The organism is Aeromonas sp. 75A (assembly GCF_051919425.1).
GTDB classification, from domain to species: domain Bacteria; phylum Pseudomonadota; class Gammaproteobacteria; order Enterobacterales; family Aeromonadaceae; genus Aeromonas; species Aeromonas veronii.
Map to the genome: position 1 here is coordinate 783,398 of NZ_JBQBES010000002.1, position 20,595 is coordinate 803,992.

Annotated in this window: 16 protein-coding genes; 9 read left to right on the forward strand and 7 right to left on the reverse strand. The window is 57.9% G+C overall.

The genetic code is table 11. From position 1 onward, the window contains the following. The first annotated feature begins 18 nt into the window (after positions 1-18). Positions 19-369 (forward strand): TusE/DsrC/DsvC family sulfur relay protein, encoded by a 351-nt coding sequence (locus ACTG2T_RS03440; protein ID WP_019446869.1) that lies wholly within the window; start codon positions 19-21, stop codon positions 367-369. Between the two features lie 112 nt (positions 370-481). Here the strand turns inward: ACTG2T_RS03440 and ACTG2T_RS03445 are convergent, their stop codons facing one another. Both ACTG2T_RS03445 and ACTG2T_RS03450 read right to left on the reverse strand, forming a co-directional pair. Then, complete coding sequence (locus ACTG2T_RS03445; RefSeq protein ID WP_330124114.1) at positions 482-1,396, reverse strand: Gfo/Idh/MocA family protein; 915 nt, start codon at positions 1,394-1,396, stop codon at positions 482-484. 128 nt (positions 1,397-1,524) lie between these two features. Beyond that, positions 1,525-2,406, reverse strand: coding sequence for a LysR family transcriptional regulator (locus ACTG2T_RS03450; protein ID WP_330124113.1), 882 nt, complete (start codon positions 2,404-2,406; stop codon positions 1,525-1,527). Positions 2,407-2,511: 105 nt separating this feature from the next. Here ACTG2T_RS03450 and ACTG2T_RS03455 point away from each other — a divergent pair, with 105 nt between their 5' ends. The 5 genes from ACTG2T_RS03455 (at position 2,512) to ACTG2T_RS03475 (ending at position 8,118) form a co-directional block, all read left to right on the forward strand. Next, positions 2,512-3,120, forward strand: coding sequence for a short chain dehydrogenase (locus ACTG2T_RS03455; protein WP_330124112.1), 609 nt, complete (start codon positions 2,512-2,514; stop codon positions 3,118-3,120). A gap of 185 nt (positions 3,121-3,305) precedes the next feature. Beyond that, the gene (locus tag ACTG2T_RS03460; RefSeq protein WP_330124111.1) at positions 3,306-4,124 is read left to right on the forward strand and encodes a hypothetical protein; all 819 of its coding nucleotides are present in this window, start codon (positions 3,306-3,308) and stop codon (positions 4,122-4,124) included. A 287-nt stretch (positions 4,125-4,411) separates the two neighbouring features. After that, complete coding sequence (locus ACTG2T_RS03465) at positions 4,412-5,911, forward strand: histidine-type phosphatase (RefSeq protein WP_330124110.1); 1,500 nt, start codon at positions 4,412-4,414, stop codon at positions 5,909-5,911. Positions 5,912-6,302: 391 nt separating this feature from the next. After that, positions 6,303-6,650 carry a hypothetical protein gene (locus tag ACTG2T_RS03470; RefSeq protein WP_081042861.1) on the forward strand — a complete coding sequence of 116 codons (348 nt, stop codon included), beginning with the start codon at positions 6,303-6,305 and terminating at the stop codon, positions 6,648-6,650. A gap of 4 nt (positions 6,651-6,654) precedes the next feature. Further along, positions 6,655-8,118: a DUF4041 domain-containing protein gene (locus ACTG2T_RS03475; protein WP_058058345.1), complete on the forward strand. Its 1,464-nt coding sequence runs from the start codon at positions 6,655-6,657 to the stop codon at positions 8,116-8,118. Positions 8,119-8,270: 152 nt separating this feature from the next. Here the strand turns inward: ACTG2T_RS03475 and ACTG2T_RS03480 are convergent, their stop codons facing one another. From ACTG2T_RS03480 to ACTG2T_RS03490, 3 genes are all read right to left on the reverse strand, one after another. Then, entirely contained in the window at positions 8,271-10,646 is a 2,376-nt protein-coding gene (locus tag ACTG2T_RS03480; protein WP_330124109.1) for a YgiQ family radical SAM protein, read from the reverse strand. A 197-nt stretch (positions 10,647-10,843) separates the two neighbouring features. Next, entirely contained in the window at positions 10,844-13,960 is a 3,117-nt protein-coding gene (locus ACTG2T_RS03485; protein ID WP_330124108.1) for an efflux RND transporter permease subunit, read from the reverse strand. Continuing rightward, on the reverse strand, positions 13,960-15,009 hold the full coding sequence (locus ACTG2T_RS03490; protein WP_330124107.1) for an efflux RND transporter periplasmic adaptor subunit: 1,050 nt from the start codon (positions 15,007-15,009) through the stop codon (positions 13,960-13,962). Before ACTG2T_RS03490 ends, ACTG2T_RS03485 begins: the two co-directional genes overlap by 1 nt. Before the next feature lie 197 nt (positions 15,010-15,206). On the opposite strand from ACTG2T_RS03490, the gene ACTG2T_RS03495 reads away from it, so the two are divergent. Beyond that, positions 15,207-16,745 carry a sensor domain-containing diguanylate cyclase gene (locus ACTG2T_RS03495; protein WP_330124106.1) on the forward strand — a complete coding sequence of 513 codons (1,539 nt, stop codon included), beginning with the start codon at positions 15,207-15,209 and terminating at the stop codon, positions 16,743-16,745. 46 nt (positions 16,746-16,791) lie between these two features. After that, positions 16,792-17,667 carry a patatin-like phospholipase family protein gene (locus ACTG2T_RS03500; RefSeq protein WP_005338362.1) on the forward strand — a complete coding sequence of 292 codons (876 nt, stop codon included), beginning with the start codon at positions 16,792-16,794 and terminating at the stop codon, positions 17,665-17,667. A 72-nt stretch (positions 17,668-17,739) separates the two neighbouring features. On the opposite strand, the gene ACTG2T_RS03505 is transcribed toward ACTG2T_RS03500, so the two are convergent. Together ACTG2T_RS03505 and ACTG2T_RS03510 are read right to left on the reverse strand one after the other, a co-directional pair. Next, positions 17,740-19,080 (reverse strand): APC family permease, encoded by a 1,341-nt coding sequence (locus ACTG2T_RS03505; RefSeq protein ID WP_330124105.1) that lies wholly within the window; start codon positions 19,078-19,080, stop codon positions 17,740-17,742. 199 nt (positions 19,081-19,279) lie between these two features. After that, positions 19,280-19,546 (reverse strand): helix-turn-helix domain-containing protein, encoded by a 267-nt coding sequence (locus ACTG2T_RS03510; protein WP_005338367.1) that lies wholly within the window; start codon positions 19,544-19,546, stop codon positions 19,280-19,282. Between the two features lie 258 nt (positions 19,547-19,804). Between ACTG2T_RS03510 and ACTG2T_RS03515 the strand changes: the two genes are divergently transcribed. Further along, a complete protein-coding gene (locus ACTG2T_RS03515) occupies positions 19,805-20,401 on the forward strand; it encodes a hypothetical protein (RefSeq protein ID WP_330124104.1) in 597 nt (198 codons plus the stop codon). The last annotated feature ends 194 nt before the right edge of the window (positions 20,402-20,595 follow it).

Consider the following 20,595-nt stretch of genomic DNA (forward strand, 5'->3'; position numbering starts at 1 on the left):
CATTAGCGAGGAGCCCCCATGTCTGCGTCCGAAAAACATCAGCTGGAATTCAACGGCCAACTCATCGAGACCGATGCCAAGGGCTACCTGCTCAACAGCAACGACTGGAGCGAGGAGCTGGCGCTGGTGCTGGCCGCGCAGGAGGGGATCACGCTTGAGGAGCCGCACTGGGAAGTGGTGCGCTTTGTGCGCGCCTTCTATCTGGAGTTCAACACCTCCCCCGCCATCCGCGCGCTGGTCAAGGCGATGGAGAAGCAGTACGGTCCCGAGAAGGGCAACAGCCGTTATCTCTACAAGCTGTTCCCGGAAGGCCCAGCCAAGCAGGCGACCAAGATTGGCGGCCTGCCCAAACCGGTGAAGTGCATCTGATCCCATGCATCTCATCCCATAACAACGGGGGGCCGCAACTGCGGCCCCCGTTGTTTTTGGTGCGCAACCTTCGCGCACCTCCCATTCATATATTTCAGGCTTCCAGCCAGCCTTACCCCCGCTTGTCAGCCAGTACGACCAGCTGCTCCGCCAGCCGGTGACCGTGCAGGTAGGAGGCGATCAGCTCGCTATCTGCCTTGCCCGATTCAATCTGCTGATACCAGTTCTCCAGCATGGCGGCAAAGCCGCGCTGGGCCAGCGCCGGCTGCCAGTCGCTGGGGCCAAGCATCTCGGCCTGCTTGTCGCGGGCGATGATGCCACGGGTGCAGTTCTCAAGGTGCAGGGAGAGATTGTCGCCGTAGGCATCGATGCGCTCCTCGGTGATCCCGGCGCTGCGGTTCATGCTGCCGCTGATGGCGCGATCGCCGCTCTGCCAGCTGACGCTCACCCCGGCCAACAGGCTGCTGTCCTTCGTATCCGGTCGCAATACCGCATGAAAGTCGCCGCCCGGCACGCCGCCATAGAAGCAGAGGCTGTCGAGCACATGGATAAAGTCGTCGAACATAAAATCCCGCGCCTTGCCCGGCAGGGCGAAGCGGTGTTTCTGCCAGTTGAGCTCGGTGAGCGGCTGGGCCCGTGCCTCGGCCATGGCGGGCAGATAGCGGCGGTTAAAGCCGGTAAAGAGGGCGCAATCTTGCGCGATGGCGAGGTTGGCCAGCGCCTCGGCCTCGGCCAGATTGTCGCACAGGGGCTTGTCGACAAAGGTGGGGATCCCTGCCCGCAGGCACTGCTCGGCCAGCTCGCGGTGAACGGCGGTGGCGGCGTGGATCATCACGGCGTCGGGGCGGCTGGCCAGCATGGCCGCCACATCGGTAAAGCACTCGGCGACCCGATACTGGCGGGCCAGCTTTTCCAGCACCGATGGACTCCGGGTGCAGAGCAGCGGGGTGACCCGCTCATCGCTGGCAAGCAGCGGCAGATAGGCTTTTTGCGCGATATCCCCCAGACCAATCATGGCAATGCGCATCTCAACTCCTTTTCACTCGATAACGGGACAAGCGGATAACTGCCCGCACCATCGCAGGATTTGTCCCGCAGATCCAGCCTGCCGTTAGCGCACTGGCTGGCGTGTGCAGCTCTGTGCAAACAGCGACGTTATCCGGGCATGGCAAGATCGCAGACCGACTTGATCACCTCGGCCAGCCACTCGATGGCGAGATTGCCCTGACTTTTGCGATGTCTGCCGACCACCACCTCGAACTGCTGCGGCGCCCCGGCCAGCTCCAGCACGCGAAAATCGCCGAGGGCGGCGATGGCCGACGGAATGCAGGCCGCAACATCATTGACCGACATAAAGGCTTGCAGCGAGGTGTAACAGGGGAGCGTCGCCACCGCCGCGCTGGCAACCTGCTGCGGGCTCATCTGCCCTTCGAAATTGCCGACGCTGTTGGCGAACTGCACAAAGGGGATGGCCGCCAGATCCTGCGGGGCATTGTCCGGAAGATATCGAGAGTCGCGGCGCAGCACGCAGCAGTAGTGATCCCGGCGCAGGGTGGCGCGCAGCAACCCCGGGTCGAGATAGGCATCAAAGCCAATCACCAGATCGACCTCGCCGCTGGCCAGCGCCTCTAGATGCTGCTCGGCCTGAAAGTCCACCACATCGAGCCGGATGGAGGGTGCCTGAGTGCGCAGAGCGCTCGCCAACCTTGGGATAATGGCGAGCTGGGCATATTCGTTGGCCATCACCCTGAAGGTGCGCTGGCTGCTGGCGGGGTCGAAGGGGGCAGCTACAAAGACCCCGTCGATATCGGCCAGGATCTGCTCAAACCTGGCGGCCAGCTCGCAGGCGTAATCGGTCGGCTGCAACCCGGCGCTCTGGCGGATAAACAGCTCGGCGGGAAAGGCGTCGCGCAGCTTTTTCAGATGACTGCTTACCCCCTGCTGGGAGATCTCCAGCAGCTCGGCCACCCGCGATACACTCTTGTATCTGACCAGCAGCACCAGCACCCGCATCTGCCTGATATCGATCTTCTCCACCCTAACCTCACCAATTTCAGTTGTATCACATACAAACCACCCATGATTTACATTGTATCAGTGGCTCTCTAACCTTGCAGCTCTTCCAGCAAAGCGAGGTTAACGATGAAAACAGTCATTCTGATTGGTGCTCAGGGGAAAATGGGGCAAGCCGCCCTCAGTGGTCTGGGCAAGCACAAGGTGATCACCGCCAGCCGCTCCGGCGAGGGGTGTGATTTTCAGGTGGATATCACCAGCAGAGAGTCTATCGAGCGGCTCTACCAAAACGTGGGCTCCTTCGATGCGGTGGTCAATACCGCCGGCTATTGCGAATACGCCTCCTTTGGCGAGATGAGCGACGAGCAGTGGCAAACCACCATCCAGAGCAAGCTGATGGGGCAGATCAATCTGGTCAATATCGGCCTCAACTACATCAATCAGGGGGGCTCCTTCACCCTGATCTCCGGCATCCTCAATATCAAGCCGATCCCGCTGGCCATTGCCGATGCCACCACCAGCGGCGCCATCGATACCTTTGTCCAGTGCGTGGCCCACGAGCTGCCCCGCGGCATTCGCATCAATGTGGTCAACCCGACCGTACTGGAAGAGGCGTGGGACGTATATGGCGAGATGATGCCGGGCTTCCAGCCGGTGCCGGGCGCTTTGGTCGGCAAGGCGTTTGAGCGCTCCGTCGATGGCTTTATTAGCGGTCAGGTGCTCTATGTCGATGCCTGATCCGGTTCAGGCCTGACCCACTCACTGCCTTTGTAATTCCTTGTCGATGTTTTTCCTCTTCCCCGAAAGCGCTCTGCTCTCGGGGCTTTTTGCATGGAGGAACCGGAGTAGCGACAAAATATGATTTCATTTCGACGGCGGCACACAGATTTATGTCATCCGGGTCACTGTCAGAGTGGCCTCGTTTGGCTTACTATGGCGCTCTTCTCCCTGTTGCTGTGCAAAGGGCTGTTGCAGACTATTTGCCAGAATGGATTACCGCTGACCAACGCCCTGTTTGGCCGCTGCTTATTGGCGCGGCCACTATTGCCTGTGCGCTATCGGCACTTATAAAACGCGTTATTTATGGATGTATAACGATGAAATCATCAATTGCAGTCAAAGCCCTGTCGCCCTATATATTCGCAATATTGTCAGTTGGACTGATGTCCAGCGGATATCATGCGCTGCCGATTTATTGCGGCCTGGCTATTGTCGTCTATCCGGTGCTGGTTGCCATGCTGGCGGACGAGTGGGAAAAACAGGGATTTGTCTATCGCGAATCGACCCAGGTCGAGGTTGATGTCAATGTGCGCGGGATCCTTATCAAAGAGCAGAGACGGCATCTGGAGAATCTCTATTTTATCTCGCCGGACGTGATGCAGACCAAACTAACCAGCCTCGCCCGCCTCAAACTGTTGTTCTGCGGCACCATGTTTGCCGTGTCACTCTATGAACTCACGCAGCAAGCCGAGGCACAATTTGCCCTGCCCACCGTCAATCTGATGGATATCAATCTGCTGGATATATCCGGCCTGATGCTCGGCCTTGGTGGGGTACTGTTTCTCGGCCACTGCGCGAGAAAAAGCCTCTCTCTCTATGGGACCTGTCGCCATAAAAACTATCTGGTGCAGAGTCATAACGAACCCGGCGTCCAGCTCTATAGCGCAGCCATTTCTACCAAGGCGGCAAACCTGCAAGTGACCCATACCCGCATGTTCGATGCCTTATTGGCGTGGTATTAAGCAACCCTTAATTGGCAACCTTTAATTGCCTCCCCTTTGGATCAAGATGGCGGGGCAGGAGGTAAGACAATAAGGCCCCATCCCAACAGTGCTCACTGACCACTCAGCCGTGACAGGCGCAGTGGTTGGTTGAGCCTCTATTGCCCTCCCTATAGCCATCCTCTGCCCCTCCCCTTGCTTACTGCTTTATCAGAAGTCATCAGCCTGTCATCTGGCTGACATCCCGCGGTCATTTTCAAGTCATAGAGTTTTTCACTTATTTTTCATATGGATAGATAAGGAACATCATGACTTTCCCGCGCTCTTCTTACGTGGCTTTGGCCGTCTCGCTGGTCTTGCTTGGCGGCTGCCAGTCAGAGAACGAATCGTCTGCCGACAGCCAGGGCAAAACCGCCTACCAATACAGCACCAAAGCTGTCTACAGCCCGCAGCAGCAGGCGGAGAGCTACGAGCCAGCGCCTCAGGGGTTCAGCCCGGTCTTTACCGAGATGGTGGCGCGCCACGGCTCGCGCTCCCTCTCCAGCCCGAAATATGACGTGCTGACCAAGCTGGTATGGGAAGAGGCGCAGCGTCAGGGGGCGCTCACCCCCCTCGGGCAGGGGCTGGGAGGCAAGGTGGATCTGGTGACGGCCGCCAACCAGAAACTGGGCTATGGCCTGCTCTCGGCGCTGGGCAAGGAGGAGCACGCCAATCTCGCCACCCGGCTGGCGGCGCGGCTGCCGACCCTGCTCAACAGCAGCGAGCCCCACTGCATCAAGGTGGTCACCTCGGGCAAGGACAGGGCCAACGAAAGCGCCTTCTACTTTATGGAGAGTCTCAAGCGCAACGTGAGCTATGTCAGCGACTCGGCGCAGTGCTACCTCACGCAGGATGACCCCTCGAAGATCGACAAAAAGCTGGTCAACAAGTTCGAGCTCTACTTCCACAAGACCACGCCCGAGGGGGATTACGCCCGCTACCTGCCCGCCTATGAGAGCTATCAGCGCTTTATCGGCGACGAAGATGCCGGAATCGCCCCGGCTCCCGAGCTGGCCAGGGCGCTGGATCAGCTTAAAAACCTGAGCAAGACCAAAGAGATGGCCCGCAGCATGCTGGAGCGTATCTACAGCAAGGGGTTTGTCGACTATCTGGCGGGCGGCGTCGAGTTTGTCGCCGTCAACCCGGAAGATGGCGGCATGACCTATGTGCGCGACGAAGTGGATGCCGCCCTGATGCTCTACAACCTCTTTATCATCGGCCCCGGCATGATCCGCGAAGCGCAGGCTCAGGGTAGCGAGCTCTGGGCGCTGGAGCAGTTCCTGACCCCGGAGGAGTCTGCCTGGTTCTCCTACCTTTCCGATGCGGAAGATTTCTACGAGAAGGGGCCGAGCTTTGCCAACCAGAGCGCCCCCTACGCCATTGCCCAGCCGCTGCTCGACGGCCTGTTTGGCGAGGTGCAACGTCAAGTGGTGGAAGGCGAGCAGAGCCGACGGGCCACCCTGCGCTTTGCCCACGCCGAAGCCATTATCCCCCTCGCCGCCCTGATGAAGCTGGAAGGAAGCCGTCAAGGAGCCAGCCCGGATCAGCTGTTCAGCCAGCAGAACAACGAGTGGCGCGGCGGCTGGGTCTCCCCCTATACCGCCAATATTCAGTGGGATATCTATCAGAACGGGCAGCGGCAGGTGCTGGTCAAGATGCTCTACAACGAAAAAGAGATCGCCTTTAAAACAGGCTGCCAGCCCTACCAAAGCGGCAGCCACTACTACGACTTCGAGGAGCTCAAGCGCTGCTACGGCTATAACGGCTAACCCCAAACACGCCGGATATGGCAATCACAAGGGGCGACCAGCAGGTCGCCCCTATTCACTCCCCTTCCCTGCTTGCCAGAGATGAATATGGCTATAAAGCCGCCTTCCGGCTCCATTTGCTGATCAAGCGCAAAAAATGATTAATTTCTGACAATTGAGTCACTTAAAGGCTCGCGTAGTAAACCTTGCTTGGCTTAACATCCCCATACGGTGCTTATTAATCAGCAATTGGTACCAGCCCTGCTGGTTAATTGAGCATTGTAAAATGCTGTAATCCACGGGCATTAGCGTGGGACTCGCTAGCATTATTCCTGCTCAGAAGGGTGGGTATCTCAGGTTTTATCTTTTCATATGACAATAGGTTACAGAAACAAGTGGTAAGGAGGATGGTTTGGCAAGGCGGGGTAGTCTTTTAAGTTTATCTATCAAAGTTGCTAAGGCAATTGACAGAGCCGGTAAGCAGGCTGCTAGGGAATCAGCGCGTAGACAAAAGTCTGCCGAACGCGAAAATGCCAGAGCAGAAAGAGAATATCAAAAATTTTTAAGAGAACAGGAACGAGATGCAATTCGTGCTGAAAGGGAAAAATTTGCACTGGCTAAAAAAGCTGAAAAATTGAGTATTGCTCAGGCAAAGGAAAGATTAAAAGATGAACTTTCTGATGCCCAAGACGAATATGAAGACAGATGCTTAGAGCGTGCGACTCTACGCCAACAATTTATCAGTTTACAACTAAGGTAGAAAAATGGAACACATGCTTTTAGCCATTATCATTGGTGCAATTGCAGCCATATTGATTGGCTATTTCATTCTCAAATTAAAACATAACAAGGAGCTTGCTAAATATAAGGCTGATGTTGATGCTAAGCTTGGCGAGCATACAAGTCTTGAGACAGAGTTGTCGCAATTAAAAGAGAGCCTTACATCGCTAAAAAGTGATTTATATAACGATACAAAAGAACTAGAGCAGGTCAGAATTGAGACGGAAGAGCTGAGGGCACTTAAAGCAGATGAAGCCCAGCTTTTAGAAAGAATCAGAGAAGCAACTGAACAAAATAACAAACAGAATGAGGAAAAGGATCGGCTTTCATTAGAAATAACAAAGCTCAATGTTGATGTGAAAAATCTGATGGGAATGCTTGACCTATACTCTCGATTGGACGAATTCACGTCTGTTGGGCATTTTGAAAATCCAGAGTATCTCTATGAAACATCAGCTAGATTTTCAGAAGAAATAAAATACATCCGAAGCCAACAAAAAGATCTAATTAGAGATAAAAATGCGATAACGTATCCTGTCACTCTGATCATTGCTAATGACAAATCATTAAACAAAAAGATTCTCGATGGTCAAATAAAGCTAATGCTAGCGGCATTTAATATTGAGTGTGATTTCTTGATTGGGAAGGTGAGTCCTAGTAACTTCGCCCGAACCTTGCAGAGAATAGAAAGTCTTGCCAACACAATAGAAAAGTCAGCAGCAACATTGAAGTGTGGCTTTAATATTAGTTATGTAGAATTGAAATTTGAAGAGTGCAAGCTTCAGTATCAATACACCTTGAAAAAACAAGAAGAGGCTGATGAGCAAAGAATCATAAAAGAACAGATCCGCGAAGAACAGCGTGCAATTAAAGAATATGAGCGAGCTATTGCTGAGGCTGAAAAGGAAGAGCGTATCTATAGGGATCTATTGAGCAAGGCTCGAGAAGAATTGTTGAAAACCTCTGAAAGCGAAAGGGCATTTGCAGAGCAGAGAATAGCTGAGCTTGAACAACAGCTACTTGAGGCAGAGATGAAAGAGGCTCGAGCCAAAAGCATGGCTGAACAAACTCGTAAAGGCCATGTATACGTCATCAGTAATATTGGTTCATTTGGTGAGGATATCTATAAGATTGGCTTAACTAGGAGACTAGATCCGATGGATAGAGTTAAAGAGTTAGGTGATGCTAGTGTGCCATTTTCTTTTGATGTTCATGCTATGATTTATTCCGATGATGCTCCGGCGTTGGAGGCAGCTTTACATCGTGAATTTAGAGCTCATCGAGTGAATGCAGTAAATCTGAGGAAAGAATTCTTCCAAGTAGACTTGTTGTCGATAAAGGATGCTGTGGATACTATTGTTGATATTGATAGTGAGTTTAAATTAACAGCATTGGCAGAAGAGTATTATGAGAGCTTGCGCCTTCAAACTGTTGAGCTGGTTGCTTAATGCAGTAGTTTAATAATTAACTTACATTACATGTTAATAATTCACAATCATTCTTTTTAATATATAAAAATAATAATGACATTAATTTTTAAACTAATAAAGGCGACCATCTGGTCGCCTTTTTATTTGTATTGCTTTCCAATCCGGAAATATCACCGCGCCGGTCGCTTGGCACCATTGCCTTTAGCCGCAGGCTTGCCGCCCTGAGCAGCGGGTTTGGCGCCCGGCTTGGCAGAACCAGCGCGGGTCGGCGCTTTGCCCTTATGGGCGGGTTTTCCGGCAGGTTTGCTCTTACCCGCATTCTGGCCCGCACTCTTGCCTTCGCCCTGTGCGACCGGTTTGCCATTAGCCGCCCCTTTCTGCAGCTGGGAACCCACCGGTTTGCCGCCCGTCGACTTGTTGCCTGTTCCATTGCCACGCTGATGAGCAATGTTACTGTGGCGAGTCAGGGCAGGTTTCATGCCCTTGCCAGTGGCGGCGCGCTCGTTGCGCCGCTCATTCCTACCTTCTGCAGGCACCAGACAACCCGGGCCGTTGCCAATCAGGTGGCCCTTGCCCATGGCGAGCAGGGCTTCACGGATCATCGGCCAGCCAGCGGGGTCGTGGTAGCGCAGCAGCGCCTTGTGCAGGCGGCGACGGCGCTCGCCCTTGGCGACAAACACATCGCCACCGGTGCGGCTCACCTTGTTTAACGGGTTTTTCTCCGTGTAATACATGGTGGTGGCGTTGGCGAGCGGCGACGGGTAGAAGTTCTGCACCTGATCGAGCTTGAAGCGGTTCTCTTTGACCCAGAGCGCCAGATTGATCATGTCTTCATCGGTGGTGCCCGGGTGGGCGGAGATAAAGTAGGGGATCAGGTACTGCTGCTTGCCCGCCTCTTTGGAGTATTTGTCGAACAACTCCTTGAACTGGTAGTAGCTGCCCATGCCCGGCTTCATCATCTTGGAGAGCGGCCCCTCCTCGGTGTGTTCCGGCGCGATCTTGAGGTAGCCGCCGACGTGGTACTTGGCCAGCTCCTTGATATAGCGGGGATCTTCCACCGCGATGTCGTAACGCACGCCGGAGGCGATGAGGATCTTCTTGATCCCCTTGAGGTCGCGCGCCTTGCGATAGAGGTTGATGGTCGGGCTGTGGTCGGTGTCCATGTGCGGGCAGATGGTGGGCCAGACACAGGAGGCGCGACGGCAGGTCTGCTCGGCCTTGGGGCTCTTGCAGCGCAACTTGTACATGTTGGCGGTGGGGCCGCCGAGATCCGAGATGACGCCGGTAAAGCCCGGCACCTTGTCACGGATATCTTCGATTTCTTTCAAGATCGACTCTTCCGAGCGGCTCTGGATGATGCGCCCTTCGTGCTCGGTGATGGAGCAAAAGGAGCAGCCGCCAAAGCAGCCGCGCATGATGTTGACCGAGGTCTTGATCATCTCGAAGGCGGGGATCTTCTCGTTGCCATAGGCCGGGTGCGGCACTCGCTGGTAGGGCAGGCCGAATACGCCGTCCATCTCCTCGGTTTCCAGCGGGAAGGCGGGCGGGTTGACCCAGACGATGCGATCACCGTGAGCCTGCGACAGGGCGCGGGCACAGCCGGGGTTGGTCTCGTGGTGCAAAATGCGCGAGGCGTGGGCGTAGAGCACCTTGTCCTCTTTCACCCGCTCGAACGCCGGCAGCTTCACATAGGTTTTTTCCCACGGCTTGGGCTTGGGCGGCTGCACCAGCACGGGTTGGGCTTCCTGCGCGGCAGGAGCAGAGTCGGTGGCATCATCCGAGCATGGGGCCCCTTCCATATAGGGGTTCATGATGGGATCGATGCGGCCAATCTGGTCGAGCTTGCTCGAATCCACCCCTTTCCAGCCCGGCAACGGCTCCTTGCGGATGACAGCTGTGCCGCGAATATCCTGCATGGTCTCGATGCTCTCCCCCGCTGCGATGCGGTGGGCCACTTCCACCAGCGGCCGCTCAGCGTTGCCGTAGATCAGGATATCGGCCTTGGCATCGAGCAGGATGGAGCGGCGGATGGTCTCGGACCAGTAGTCGTAGTGGGCGATACGGCGTAAGGATGCCTCGATGCCGCCGATTACGACCGGCACCTCCTTGAAGGCCTCCTTGCAGCGCTGGGTATAGACCAGGGTGGCGCGATCCGGCCGCTTGCCGCCCACATCCCCCGGGGTGTAGGCGTCGTCGTGGCGCAGCTTCTTGTCGGAGGTGTAGCGGTTGATCATGGAGTCCATGTTGCCCGCGGTCACCCCGAAGAAGAGGTTCGGTTTGCCCAGACGCATAAAGTCATCCTTCGATGACCAGTCCGGCTGGGCGATGATGCCGACCCGAAAGCCCTGCGCTTCGAGCATGCGGCCGATGACCGCCATGCCGAAGCTCGGGTGATCCACATAGGCATCCCCCGTCACCAGAATGACGTCGCAGCTGTCCCAACCGAGCTTGTCCATCTCTTTGCGGGACATGGGCAGGAAGGGCGCCGTGCCGTAGCACTCGGCCCAATAGCGGGGATAGGAGAAAAGGTTGGGTACCGGCTGCATTTTGAACACCTGGAAAAATTCGGGTCGCGCATTATACCGGTTGCGGCCAAGGGGGGCGATGGCTTTTTGTCCCTATAGATCCCGCGGAATAGGCCGCCGCCCGCAATAGCAAGGGCGCCCGCAGGCGCCCTTGTGATGATGAGGCTGATAACCGGCCCCCGCTTGGGTTCTGATCAGGGTTCTGATCAGGATACTGGTCAGAGCGCCGGAGGATGCGACTCCCCTGCCCCTTTGGCGGCCAGCGCTTCGTCTACCTGCTGATCCCGCGCCCCTGTCATGCCAGCGTGACGGGCGATCAGATGGTAGATGGCGGGCACCACCAGCAGGGTAACCAGGGTTGCCAGCGACAATCCGAAGAAGACCACGGTTCCCACCGCCATCCGGCTCTCGTAGCCTGCCCCCATGGAGAGCATCAGCGGCACAGCGCCGATAATGGCGGTGAGCGAAGTCATCAGGATGGGGCGCAGACGGCGCACCGAGCCTGCGATGATCGCCTCCTCGAACCCTTCCCCGCGCTGGCGCAGCTGGTTAATGAACTCGACGATGAGGATGCCGTTCTTGGTCACCATGCCGATCAGCATGATCATGCCGATCTGGCTGTAGATGCTCATCTCCTGCCCCGTCAGCCAGAGGCCAAGCAGGCCGCCGAAGATGCCGAGTGGCACCGTCACCATCACCACCGCCGGGGTCAGGGTGCTCTCGAACTGGGCCACCAGCACCAGATAGACCACCAGCAGGGCGAGGCCAAAGACCAGCACCATCTCCCCCTGATTGTCGCGGTAATCCTTGGAATCACCGGCGTAATCCACCGTCATGCCGGTGGGCAGGTTGGCGTTGGCCCAGCCATCGAGGAAATCGAGGGCCTCACCCAGGGTGTGGTCGGGGTGCACATCGGCGGTCAGGGTAATCGCTTTTTGCCGCTGGTAGTGGTTGAGGCGGTTGGCGGTCGCCACCTGCTTGACGGTGGCCAGAGTCGAGAGACTGACCATCTCGCCGTTGGCCGCCTTCAGATAGATGCGGCCGAGATCCGAGATGCCGTTGAACTCGGTCTGGTTGCCGCGCAGGTAGACGTCATACTCCTCGCCCCTGTCCACATAGGTGGTCTTGCTCGCCCCGCCCAGCAAGGTCTGCAAGCTGTTGACCACGGTGGAGACCGGAATGCCGAGCTGGCTGGCGCTGTCACGATTGATGGTCACCTGCAGCTCGGGGGTCTTCTCGGCGTAGTCGAGATCCGGGCTCAGCATCAGGCCGCTGCCCTGCGCCGCCTGTTGCAGCGCCAACCCTTGCTGGTAGAGCTCGGCATAGTCGTTGCCCTGCAGCACGAACTGCACCGGCGCGGTTGAGCCGCCGCGAAAACCGGGCTGGAAGGTGCGGATCATCACATCGGGAATGCCGGAGAGCTTGGCACCCAGCGAGCGGGAGAACTCGGTGGCGGTGACGTCGCGCTCGGCCCAGTCGGTGAGCTGGATGATCACCATACCGGTCTGATCGCCGCCACGGCCAAAGGCGGGGGTACTGAAGCTCAGCGCCTGCACCACCCCTTTGCCCAGCATCTGCATGATGGCGGACTCCACCTGCTGCATGTTGCGCTTCATCCGCTCGATGCTGGTCCCCTCTGCCCCCTTGACGAAGACATAGATGACGCCGCGATCCTCGGTCGGGGTAAGGCTGGTCGGCAGCTGGGTAAAGAGGGCACCGATACCGCCCAGACAGAGCAGCAGCACCAGCGGCGTCCAGCGGGAGCGGCGCAGCACCCACGCCAGCAGGTGGCGATAGTGCCCCTCCAGCCAGCCGAGCCCGCGATCGAGCCCGGCGGTGAGTCGGTTCGGTTTATCCAGCGGGCGCATCAACCAGGAGCCCATGGCCGGAGTCAGGGTCAGCGCCACCAGCGAGGAGCAGAGCACCGCAAGCGAAAGCAATATCGCAAACTCGGTAAAGAGCCGCCCCACCATGCCATCCATAAAGGCGATGGGGACAAACACCATCACCAGCACGGCGGTGGTGGCGATGACCGCAAAGCCCACCTCGCGGGTGCCGTGCCAGGCGGCCAGCAGCGGCGGTTCACCCCGCTGCAGATGGTGGTGGATATTCTCCACCACCACGATGGCGTCATCCACCACCAAGCCGATGGCGAGGATCAGCGCCAGGAGGGTGATGAGGTTGATGGAAAAGCCGAAATACCAGGCGCCGATAAAGGCGGAGATGAGTGACACCGGCACCGTAATGGCCGGGATCAGCGTGGTGCGCCCCTGCCCGAGGAACAGATAGAGCACCGCCACCACCAGCACGGCGCAGATGGCCAGGGTCTCGTACACCTCGTCGATGGCCTGCTTGATAAAGATGGTGGAGTCGTAATCCACCTCGAGCTTGGCCCCCTCCGGCAGGAAGCGCTGCATCTCGCCGAGTTTCTTCTCGATCCCCTGCGCCACCGCCAGCGGGTTGGCGGTGGACTGGGCGACGATGCCGATACCCAGACTCTCTTTGCCGTTGCGCTGATAGGCGCTGTCTTCGTTCTTGGCTCCCACCTCCACGTCGGCGATATCGGCCAGATAGACGCTCTGGCCGTTGGCGGCTGTGGTGACTTGCAGCTGCTGGAAATCTTCCGCTGTGTGGTAGAGACGGGCGATCTGCACCGCCATGGTCATGGAGTTGTTGCGGATCTCGCCACCCGGCAGCTCGATGTTCTCCCGCTTGAGGGCCTCTTCCACATCGCTCACCGTGATGCCACGGGCCGCCATATCCGCAGGCCGCAGCCGTACATACATCACCTGGGTGAGATCGCCGGAGAGCGCCACTTCGCTCACGCCGTCCACCAGACTCAGGGGGTCGACCAACACGCGGTTGGCGTAGTCGGTCATGGCGGTGCGATCCATCTGGCTGCTGCTGAAGTTGAGCCAGATCGCCACATCGCCGTTGCCGCTGTCCTTGGTCACCAGCGGCTCGTCCACATCATCAGGCAGCCGGGGCCGCGCGCGAGAAAGAGCATCGCGCACATCGGAGATCCCCTCCACCATGTTCCAGCCGAGCTTGAACTCGACGGTGATCATCGAGCGCCCCTTGCGGGTCATGGAGTTGATGTTCTTGATGCCGCTGATGCCGCTGAGCTGATCCTCGATGGGCTTGGTGACCTGACTCTCCATCACCGCGGGGGCGGCCCCCTCATAGGTGGTGGTGATGGAGACCGACGGGATCTGCACATCGGGCATCTCCCGCACCGTCAATTTGCTGAAGGCGACCAGACCGAACACGGTGAGCAGGGCGCTGAGCACCACCGCCACCAGCGGGCGGCGAACTGAGATATCGGAGAGCCACATCAGCCGTTCACCTCGGCCAGGTCACGCACCTGCACCCCATCACGCAGATTGACCAGCCCCTCGACCACGATGCGATCACCGACCTTGAGCCCCTCGGTGACCCAGACGGTCTCCCCTTCGGTCTCGCCAAGCACCACAGGCACCCGCTTGACCCGGCCATCGGCCTCGAGACGGTAAACAAAACGCTGCTCACCGGCGTACTCCACCGACTGGGCGGGGATCAGGGTGAGCTGCTGGGCAGGCAGTGCCAGCTCCACATTGAGCAACATGCCCGGGCGCAACTGACCGTTGCCATTGGGGATCATCACCCGCGCCTTGATGTTCTGGGTATCGTTGGAGACGCGGCTGTCGAGGGTGGTCAGGGTGCCGTTGAATTGCTGACCCGGCCAGGCAGTGCTGGTGGCGGTAACCGCCATGCCCGGGCGCAGCAGGGAGAGATAACGCTCCGGCACCGCCAGATCGAGGCGCAGTTTGTCGAGTTCATCGAGATGCAGCAGGGTATCGCCGCTGTTGACCAGCGCCCCTTCGCTCAAGTCAATCAGGCTCACGGTACCGGCAAAGGGCGCCTGCAAGGTACGCAGGGAGAGCTCGTAGCGGGCGGCATCGAGGCGTGCCTGCACCTGGGCCACGGTGGCCTCCTGCCCCTCCAGCTCGGATTGGGTCACGGCGCCACGGGCCACCAGCTTGCGCATATCACTCAGCTTACGGTTCTCGTCGCGCAGACTGGCGCTCTGCTCGGCCAGCTCCGCCTGCTGCTTGCCCGCATCGAGCGCGATAAGGGTCTCCCCCTTCGCCACGCTCTGACCAGATTGCACCGCAATCTTGACGATGCGACCGGTCACTTCGGGGCTGATGATGACAGAGCGATTGGCTGCCAGCTTGCCCACCAGCTTGAGGGTCGGCTCGGCCAGACTCTGCTTGACGGTTTGAGTGCGGATATTGACCTGTCTGGTCGGTGCTTTGGCGGCGGGTTCGCTGTGACGCAGCGCCCAGACGCCGGCAACCACGATTAGAAGAAGGCCCAAGCCGAGCCAGATACGCATTTTCATCGAACAGTCCATGAAGAGTGAGAGGGTAAATCCAGATTGGGGCCATTTTAGCCCCAGACTATGCCGTGACTATGTATAAATGTGACAAAACGTAACAAGAGCGGGATAAGCTCACTCTGTTTCAGGTCGCGCCGTTTGTTTTCACGCCACATCGCATACACTAACGACAATTTCCTTCGCAACCCGACTGACTGCCTATGCCCAAAATGTCTGACCACCGCTTCCTCACACGTCTGACCTGGCTCCTGTTTGCCGTGGTCATCCTGCTGATTGGTCTGACCTTGCGGCAAAGCCTGAAACAGATAGAACGCCTCTACCAGAGCGATACTCTCAACAGCGCCATCTACCTGCGGGATCGGTTCAAACAGACCGAAGTGTTTCTGGAGGCGATGCGCGGTCAAGCCGAAGAGCGACTGCGCAGCGATCCCCAGTCGGTGCTCACCCGCCAGCTCTATGGCCATATCGAGGCGCTGCCAGAGGGGCTGGCCCTCGACAAGCTCCCCGGGGATTTACCGGCCGGACTGGCGGGCAACCTCACCGGTGACGGCCCGCTGCCGCCCCCCGGCAGTGCGCGGGAGGCGCAACTTCATTTGGCCCTGAGCCTCTCGCCCTTGCTGGCCACTGCCAGCCAGCGCCTGGGCAGCGAGATCGCCTGGGCCTACTTCACCGGGGTGGACAACTTTATCTACCTCTATCCCTGGATCCCCTCCAGCCAGTTTCGTTTTGCCCGCAGCATCTATGACAAGCACTACTGGCAGGATGCGCTGATGTCACCCAACCCCAGCCGGGACACCATTCTCTCCCGCCCCTACGAAGATTTTGCCGGACTGGGCACCATGGTCACCATGTCCCAGCCTCTCTACAAGGACGGCTCGCTGGTAGGGATGATCAGTATGGACATCCTGCTCTCACGCTTGCAATCGCAGCTCAATCAGCTGGCGCCAGCGCTGGGTGAGTATCTGCTGCTCAATCAGTACCATCAGGTGCTGGCCAGCAGCGCACACCAGCCTGTGGTTCCACAAGACTCCGAGCCGACCGACGAATACCAGTGGCAACAAGGGGCATTGCAGCTGACCATGGCCATCCCCGATACTCCATTGCGACTGGTGCACAACGTCACCCTGCTGCCGCTGGTGTGGGCCATGCTCTGCCAGTCCACGCCGACCCTGCTCGCCATCCTCTTTATGCTGCTGGCCGCCCTCTCCAACCTGAGATCCCATCGCCTCAACCAGCGGCTCAATTACCTCTCCTGCCACGATGCCCTCACCGGCGCCTTCAACCGCCACTATCTGGTGCTGCTGGAACAGGCGGGAGAGCTGTCCCGGTTGCAAGCGGGGATCCTGATGTTCGATGCGGATCACTTCAAACGGGTCAATGACAACTTCGGCCATGCCGTCGGCGATATCGTGCTGATCCGGCTGGTGCAGATCTGCCAGCAGCAGCTTAGACCCACTGATCGCCTGATCCGCTGGGGGGGCGAAGAGTTTCTGTTGCTGATTGGCCGCGCAGATGCAACGCAGCTCGGCGAGCTGGCGGAGCGGCTGAGAAAGGCGGTGGCGGATCACGACTGGGCCGCCATCGAATCCGGGCTGGAGGTCACCATCAGCCTCGGCTATCTGCCCCACCAGGAGAACCTTCCCCTGCACGAAGCGGTGCGCCGCGCCGATGTGGCGCTCTATCAGGCCAAGGCCAACGGTCGCAACCGCAGCGAAAGATGGCAGGGTGACGCCTCCTGACTCTCGGAGTAAGCTGAGCCCTCAACCCCTTTTTTGGAGGACTGTCGTGCCACGTAAACCCCGCGTAGGGCTCGCTCTCGGGAGCGGCGCCGCCAGAGGATGGGCCCATATCGGCGTCATCCGCGCCCTTGAACGCCTCGGCATCAAACCGGATTTGATCGCTGGCTGCTCCATCGGCAGCTTTGTCGGTGCCGCCTATGCCGCCGGAGAACTGGATCGGCTGGAAACCTGGGTGCGCGGCTTTACCCGCCTGCAGGTGGTCAGCCTGCTCGACCCGGCCCTCTCCGGCGGGCTGTTTCGCGGCGAAAAGGTATTTGGCCTTGCCGCCAGCCATCTGGGGGATCCCGATCTCGAGAATCTGCCCATCCCCTTCGCCTGCATCGCCACCGAGCTCGATACCGGCCGCGAGATCTGGCTGCAACAGGGCCCGCTGCGCCAGTCGGTGCGCGCCTCCTGCGGCATGCCGGGGATCCTCACCCCGACGCGGATCAACGACCGCTGGCTGGTCGATGGCGCCGTGGTCAATCCGGTGCCCATCTCGCTGGCCCGCGCCATGGGGGCCGAGGTGGTGATTGCGGTCAACCTCAACACCGATATGCACCAACCCTGGACCGACGAGCCGGATCAACCCGGCAGCGGCGGCCTGCTCAGCCAGTGGCTCAATCGCGGTGAATCCGCGCCAGCCACCCCGGGTCTGTGGAGCGTGATGAGTGGCTCCATCAACATCATGCAGGAGCGGATCACCCGCGCCCGGATGGCCGGTGACCCGCCGGAGATCCAGCTCTGCCCGCGCCTTGGCAGCTTCTCCATCATGGATTTTCATCGCGCCAGCGATGCCATCAACGAGGGGGAAGCCTGCGTCGAGCGCAATCTCGATCAGCTCAAGGATGAACTGGGCCGCCTCGGGTTGCTGGGCAGTTAGTTGTCGGCATGCTGCGGTTTACACATGAAAAAAAGCGCCATTCGGCGCTTTTTTTTCAACTTCCTTACTCGGTTACTCCTTACGGTAGAAGAGCAACCCGAGCAGAATCACCCCCACAGAGACCAGCAGATAGAGCCCCAGACTGGGATTGGTGATACCGCCATACAGAATGATGAGCGCACCCAGGGTGGCGCAGGTCGGGATCACAAACCGCTTTATCCAGCCCAACTCGGTAAAGGTGCGCATGTACCAGACATAGAGGAACAGATAGAGGCCATAAATCAGCACGATCGGCATCTCGTCCAGAGCGATGTAACGACCGAATGTCTCGTTGATGCTGCAGTACCACAGCACTGAGTAGATCACCGACAACAAGGCTGCCGCGAGGGCCGAGTTGATGGGCATGTGGTGATGCGGTTCGATACGGCTCATCCACTTGGGGGCAGGCCCCTGATTGCGGATCGCCAGCGAGTAGGGAATACGCATGGTCGCCAATACCAAACCATTGAGGGTGCCGAGGCAGGAGATAATCACAAACACGGTCAAAATGGTCGAAGCAGTCCCGCCAAACAGGCTGGTTGTCGCGAGATTTACCGCGTTATCCCCTTGCGCCACTATCTCGTCCGTCGGCAAGACGCTGGCGATCCCCAGAAAATAGGTGACATAGACCACAAAGACTATCAGGGTGCCAATCACCAGCGCTCTGGGCAGATTATTCTTGGAATCGCGAATTTCGCTGTTGATGGTCACAGCGGCAATCCACCCCTCATAAGCGAAGGCGGTGGCAACCACGGCCGTGGCCAGAGTGCCTCCGGTGCTTCCTATCCCATCCATTGCCTGCACAAAGTTGGTCACGGTGACACCATTGAGCAAGCCTGAAATGGTGCCCACAATGGCAACCAGGATCAGCGGGATCAACTTGATCAGGGTAGAGCCCACTTGCAGCTTGCCCGCCAGAACCGGGGTATAGAAGTTGATCAGATAGGTGACCGTCATATAGACAGCCGCCAGTATCCAGGTCGCACCAGAGTTGGTCGGATTATCACTGCCGAGCAAGATCATGGTGTACAGAGCGGCGACCCAGGCAAGGATGGCGGAAAGAGGGGCGTAATAGAGTACGCCTTTGAACCACCCCACCATATAACCAAACATTTTGCCGTATGCCGCTTCGGCATAATCGACGATACCGTTGGACTTTTCGATCCGCTGGGCAAACTCGGCAAACACCAGCGCGCCGAAGATCATCGAAAATGCCCCCAGCGCCCATGCCAGCAGCGCAATGGCCAGATTACCGCCAGTCAGACGCAGTACATCATCGGCCTTGAAGAAGACACCGGAGCCGATCACCACGCCGACCACCATCGCAATGGCAGTCATCAGGCCATAACGTTTATCCAACTCATTACTGCTCATACCCATACTCCATACGATTGCTCATATCATCCTGAATGTAATAGTGTTCAGGTGGCCAGATACCACCAGGGGCCCACTTTTCGGGGCCGCTTATTCTCGTTGGCCTGCATGGATAATTCAAAGCGAGTTAGATCAAAATATCGATCGGCAACCCAAAAAAAATACCGCCCGAAGGCGGCATTTCTATTCACATCGATGATCACGCCTTGGCGAGGTCATCCGGGCCAATCTGGCCGATTTCGGCGACTTTCTTGTCTGCCAGCAGCCAGAGGGTGAACTTGTGCAGATCCGGGTGGTGCGCCAGGGCAACCAGGAAGGCGCCCCCAACTTCACGGTAACCCAGTTCGTAGTTTTTCAGCGTGGTGGGAGGAACACCCAGCAAATCTGCAAACTTCGGACGGCTCAAACCGACCGCTTCACGGATCTGACGGATCTTCTTGCCAACAGTGACGATATTTGAATTCATAATGTTCCATACTCCGTTTGGCGGATTTACTCCGCCTTTTATTTTTCGCGACGACTCGTAGTCAAGTGTATCAGTTTTGTTCGGACTCGTTATGGTCGAGCCTCTATCTTATGAGCGCCTTTCGGCGACAACCCTTGCCTTCAAGGGGGGATGGTAATCGCTCAGCCGCCTCAGGTAAACAGTCTCGAAAAGAAACCTTTATTGTGGCCCCCCCAATAACTCGTATAATCCGCCGGATACCCATTAAGAGGAATAAGTATGGCGTTTCCCGGCATTATCTCTCGCCTGCACCCCGTATCCAGCACAGAAGAACTGGCACAACAGCGCCTGCAAGGTGAACAATATCGCTCCGAAGCATTCTGGCTTCCGGCCTTGATGTCCAGCCACGCTAGCGAACTGCTGGCCGCCCTGCCGGAGAGCTGCAGCCTGTTTCTTGAACAGGCATGCCCGGACCTGGCCCTGCGCAGCCACGACGGCACCTTGCATAACAATGAGCAGCTCATCACGGTAAACGGTCAGGCAATTGCTCTGGCAACCACTCAAGGTGATGGTGGTCTGGTGCCCGAATCGGGTATGTGCGAGATGGCCGACTGGCTGGAGGCGGGACACCACCACTTCATCTGTTCAGCTGCGGTTCAGCCTGTGGCTCGCGCCATCCTCAACATCTGGCCCCTTGACCCCTATCTGGCCCGACATTTCTTGATGACATTTACCCCCCTGCTGCAGAGCGCAACCCAGGCAGATTACCTTGCGGTCTTTGCCGCCAGAGCGAATCCTGCCAGCCCGCATAGCGACTGGGTTCAGGCTTATATGAAGCTGGAGAAGAAACTGCACAGGGCCTATCTGGATCACTAATTAATCAAAATAAACAGCCAGTTAAGAGCACGACACAATTTGCCACAAGGCTCATTTGTGAGCTTGATCATGTTTTAAAATCGGCATAGAGTGCGCCTCGTCATCGGAATGACATCAGTTGCCTGGCAGTGGTTTCTCACGCATTGCGTGCCATGCCAGCGCACTCGACACACCAGGAGAGTGTGCAACCCGGT

Coding starts and splice junctions, on each gene's coding strand:
- ACTG2T_RS03440 (WP_019446869.1), top strand. CDS start 19: ATGTCTGCGTCCGAAAAACATCAGCTGGAATTCAACGGCCAACTCATC.
- ACTG2T_RS03445 (WP_330124114.1), bottom strand. CDS start 1,396: ATGCGCATTGCCATGATTGGTCTGGGGGATATCGCGCAAAAAGCCTAT.
- ACTG2T_RS03455 (WP_330124112.1), top strand. CDS start 2,512: ATGAAAACAGTCATTCTGATTGGTGCTCAGGGGAAAATGGGGCAAGCC.
- ACTG2T_RS03465 (WP_330124110.1), top strand. CDS start 4,412: ATGACTTTCCCGCGCTCTTCTTACGTGGCTTTGGCCGTCTCGCTGGTC.
- ACTG2T_RS03475 (WP_058058345.1), top strand. CDS start 6,655: ATGGAACACATGCTTTTAGCCATTATCATTGGTGCAATTGCAGCCATA.
- ACTG2T_RS03480 (WP_330124109.1), bottom strand. CDS start 10,646: ATGCAGCCGGTACCCAACCTTTTCTCCTATCCCCGCTATTGGGCCGAG.
- ACTG2T_RS03485 (WP_330124108.1), bottom strand. CDS start 13,960: ATGTGGCTCTCCGATATCTCAGTTCGCCGCCCGCTGGTGGCGGTGGTG.
- ACTG2T_RS03490 (WP_330124107.1), bottom strand. CDS start 15,009: ATGAAAATGCGTATCTGGCTCGGCTTGGGCCTTCTTCTAATCGTGGTT.
- ACTG2T_RS03495 (WP_330124106.1), top strand. CDS start 15,207: ATGCCCAAAATGTCTGACCACCGCTTCCTCACACGTCTGACCTGGCTC.
- ACTG2T_RS03505 (WP_330124105.1), bottom strand. CDS start 19,080: ATGAGCAGTAATGAGTTGGATAAACGTTATGGCCTGATGACTGCCATT.
- ACTG2T_RS03510 (WP_005338367.1), bottom strand. CDS start 19,546: ATGAATTCAAATATCGTCACTGTTGGCAAGAAGATCCGTCAGATCCGT.
- ACTG2T_RS03515 (WP_330124104.1), top strand. CDS start 19,805: ATGGCGTTTCCCGGCATTATCTCTCGCCTGCACCCCGTATCCAGCACA.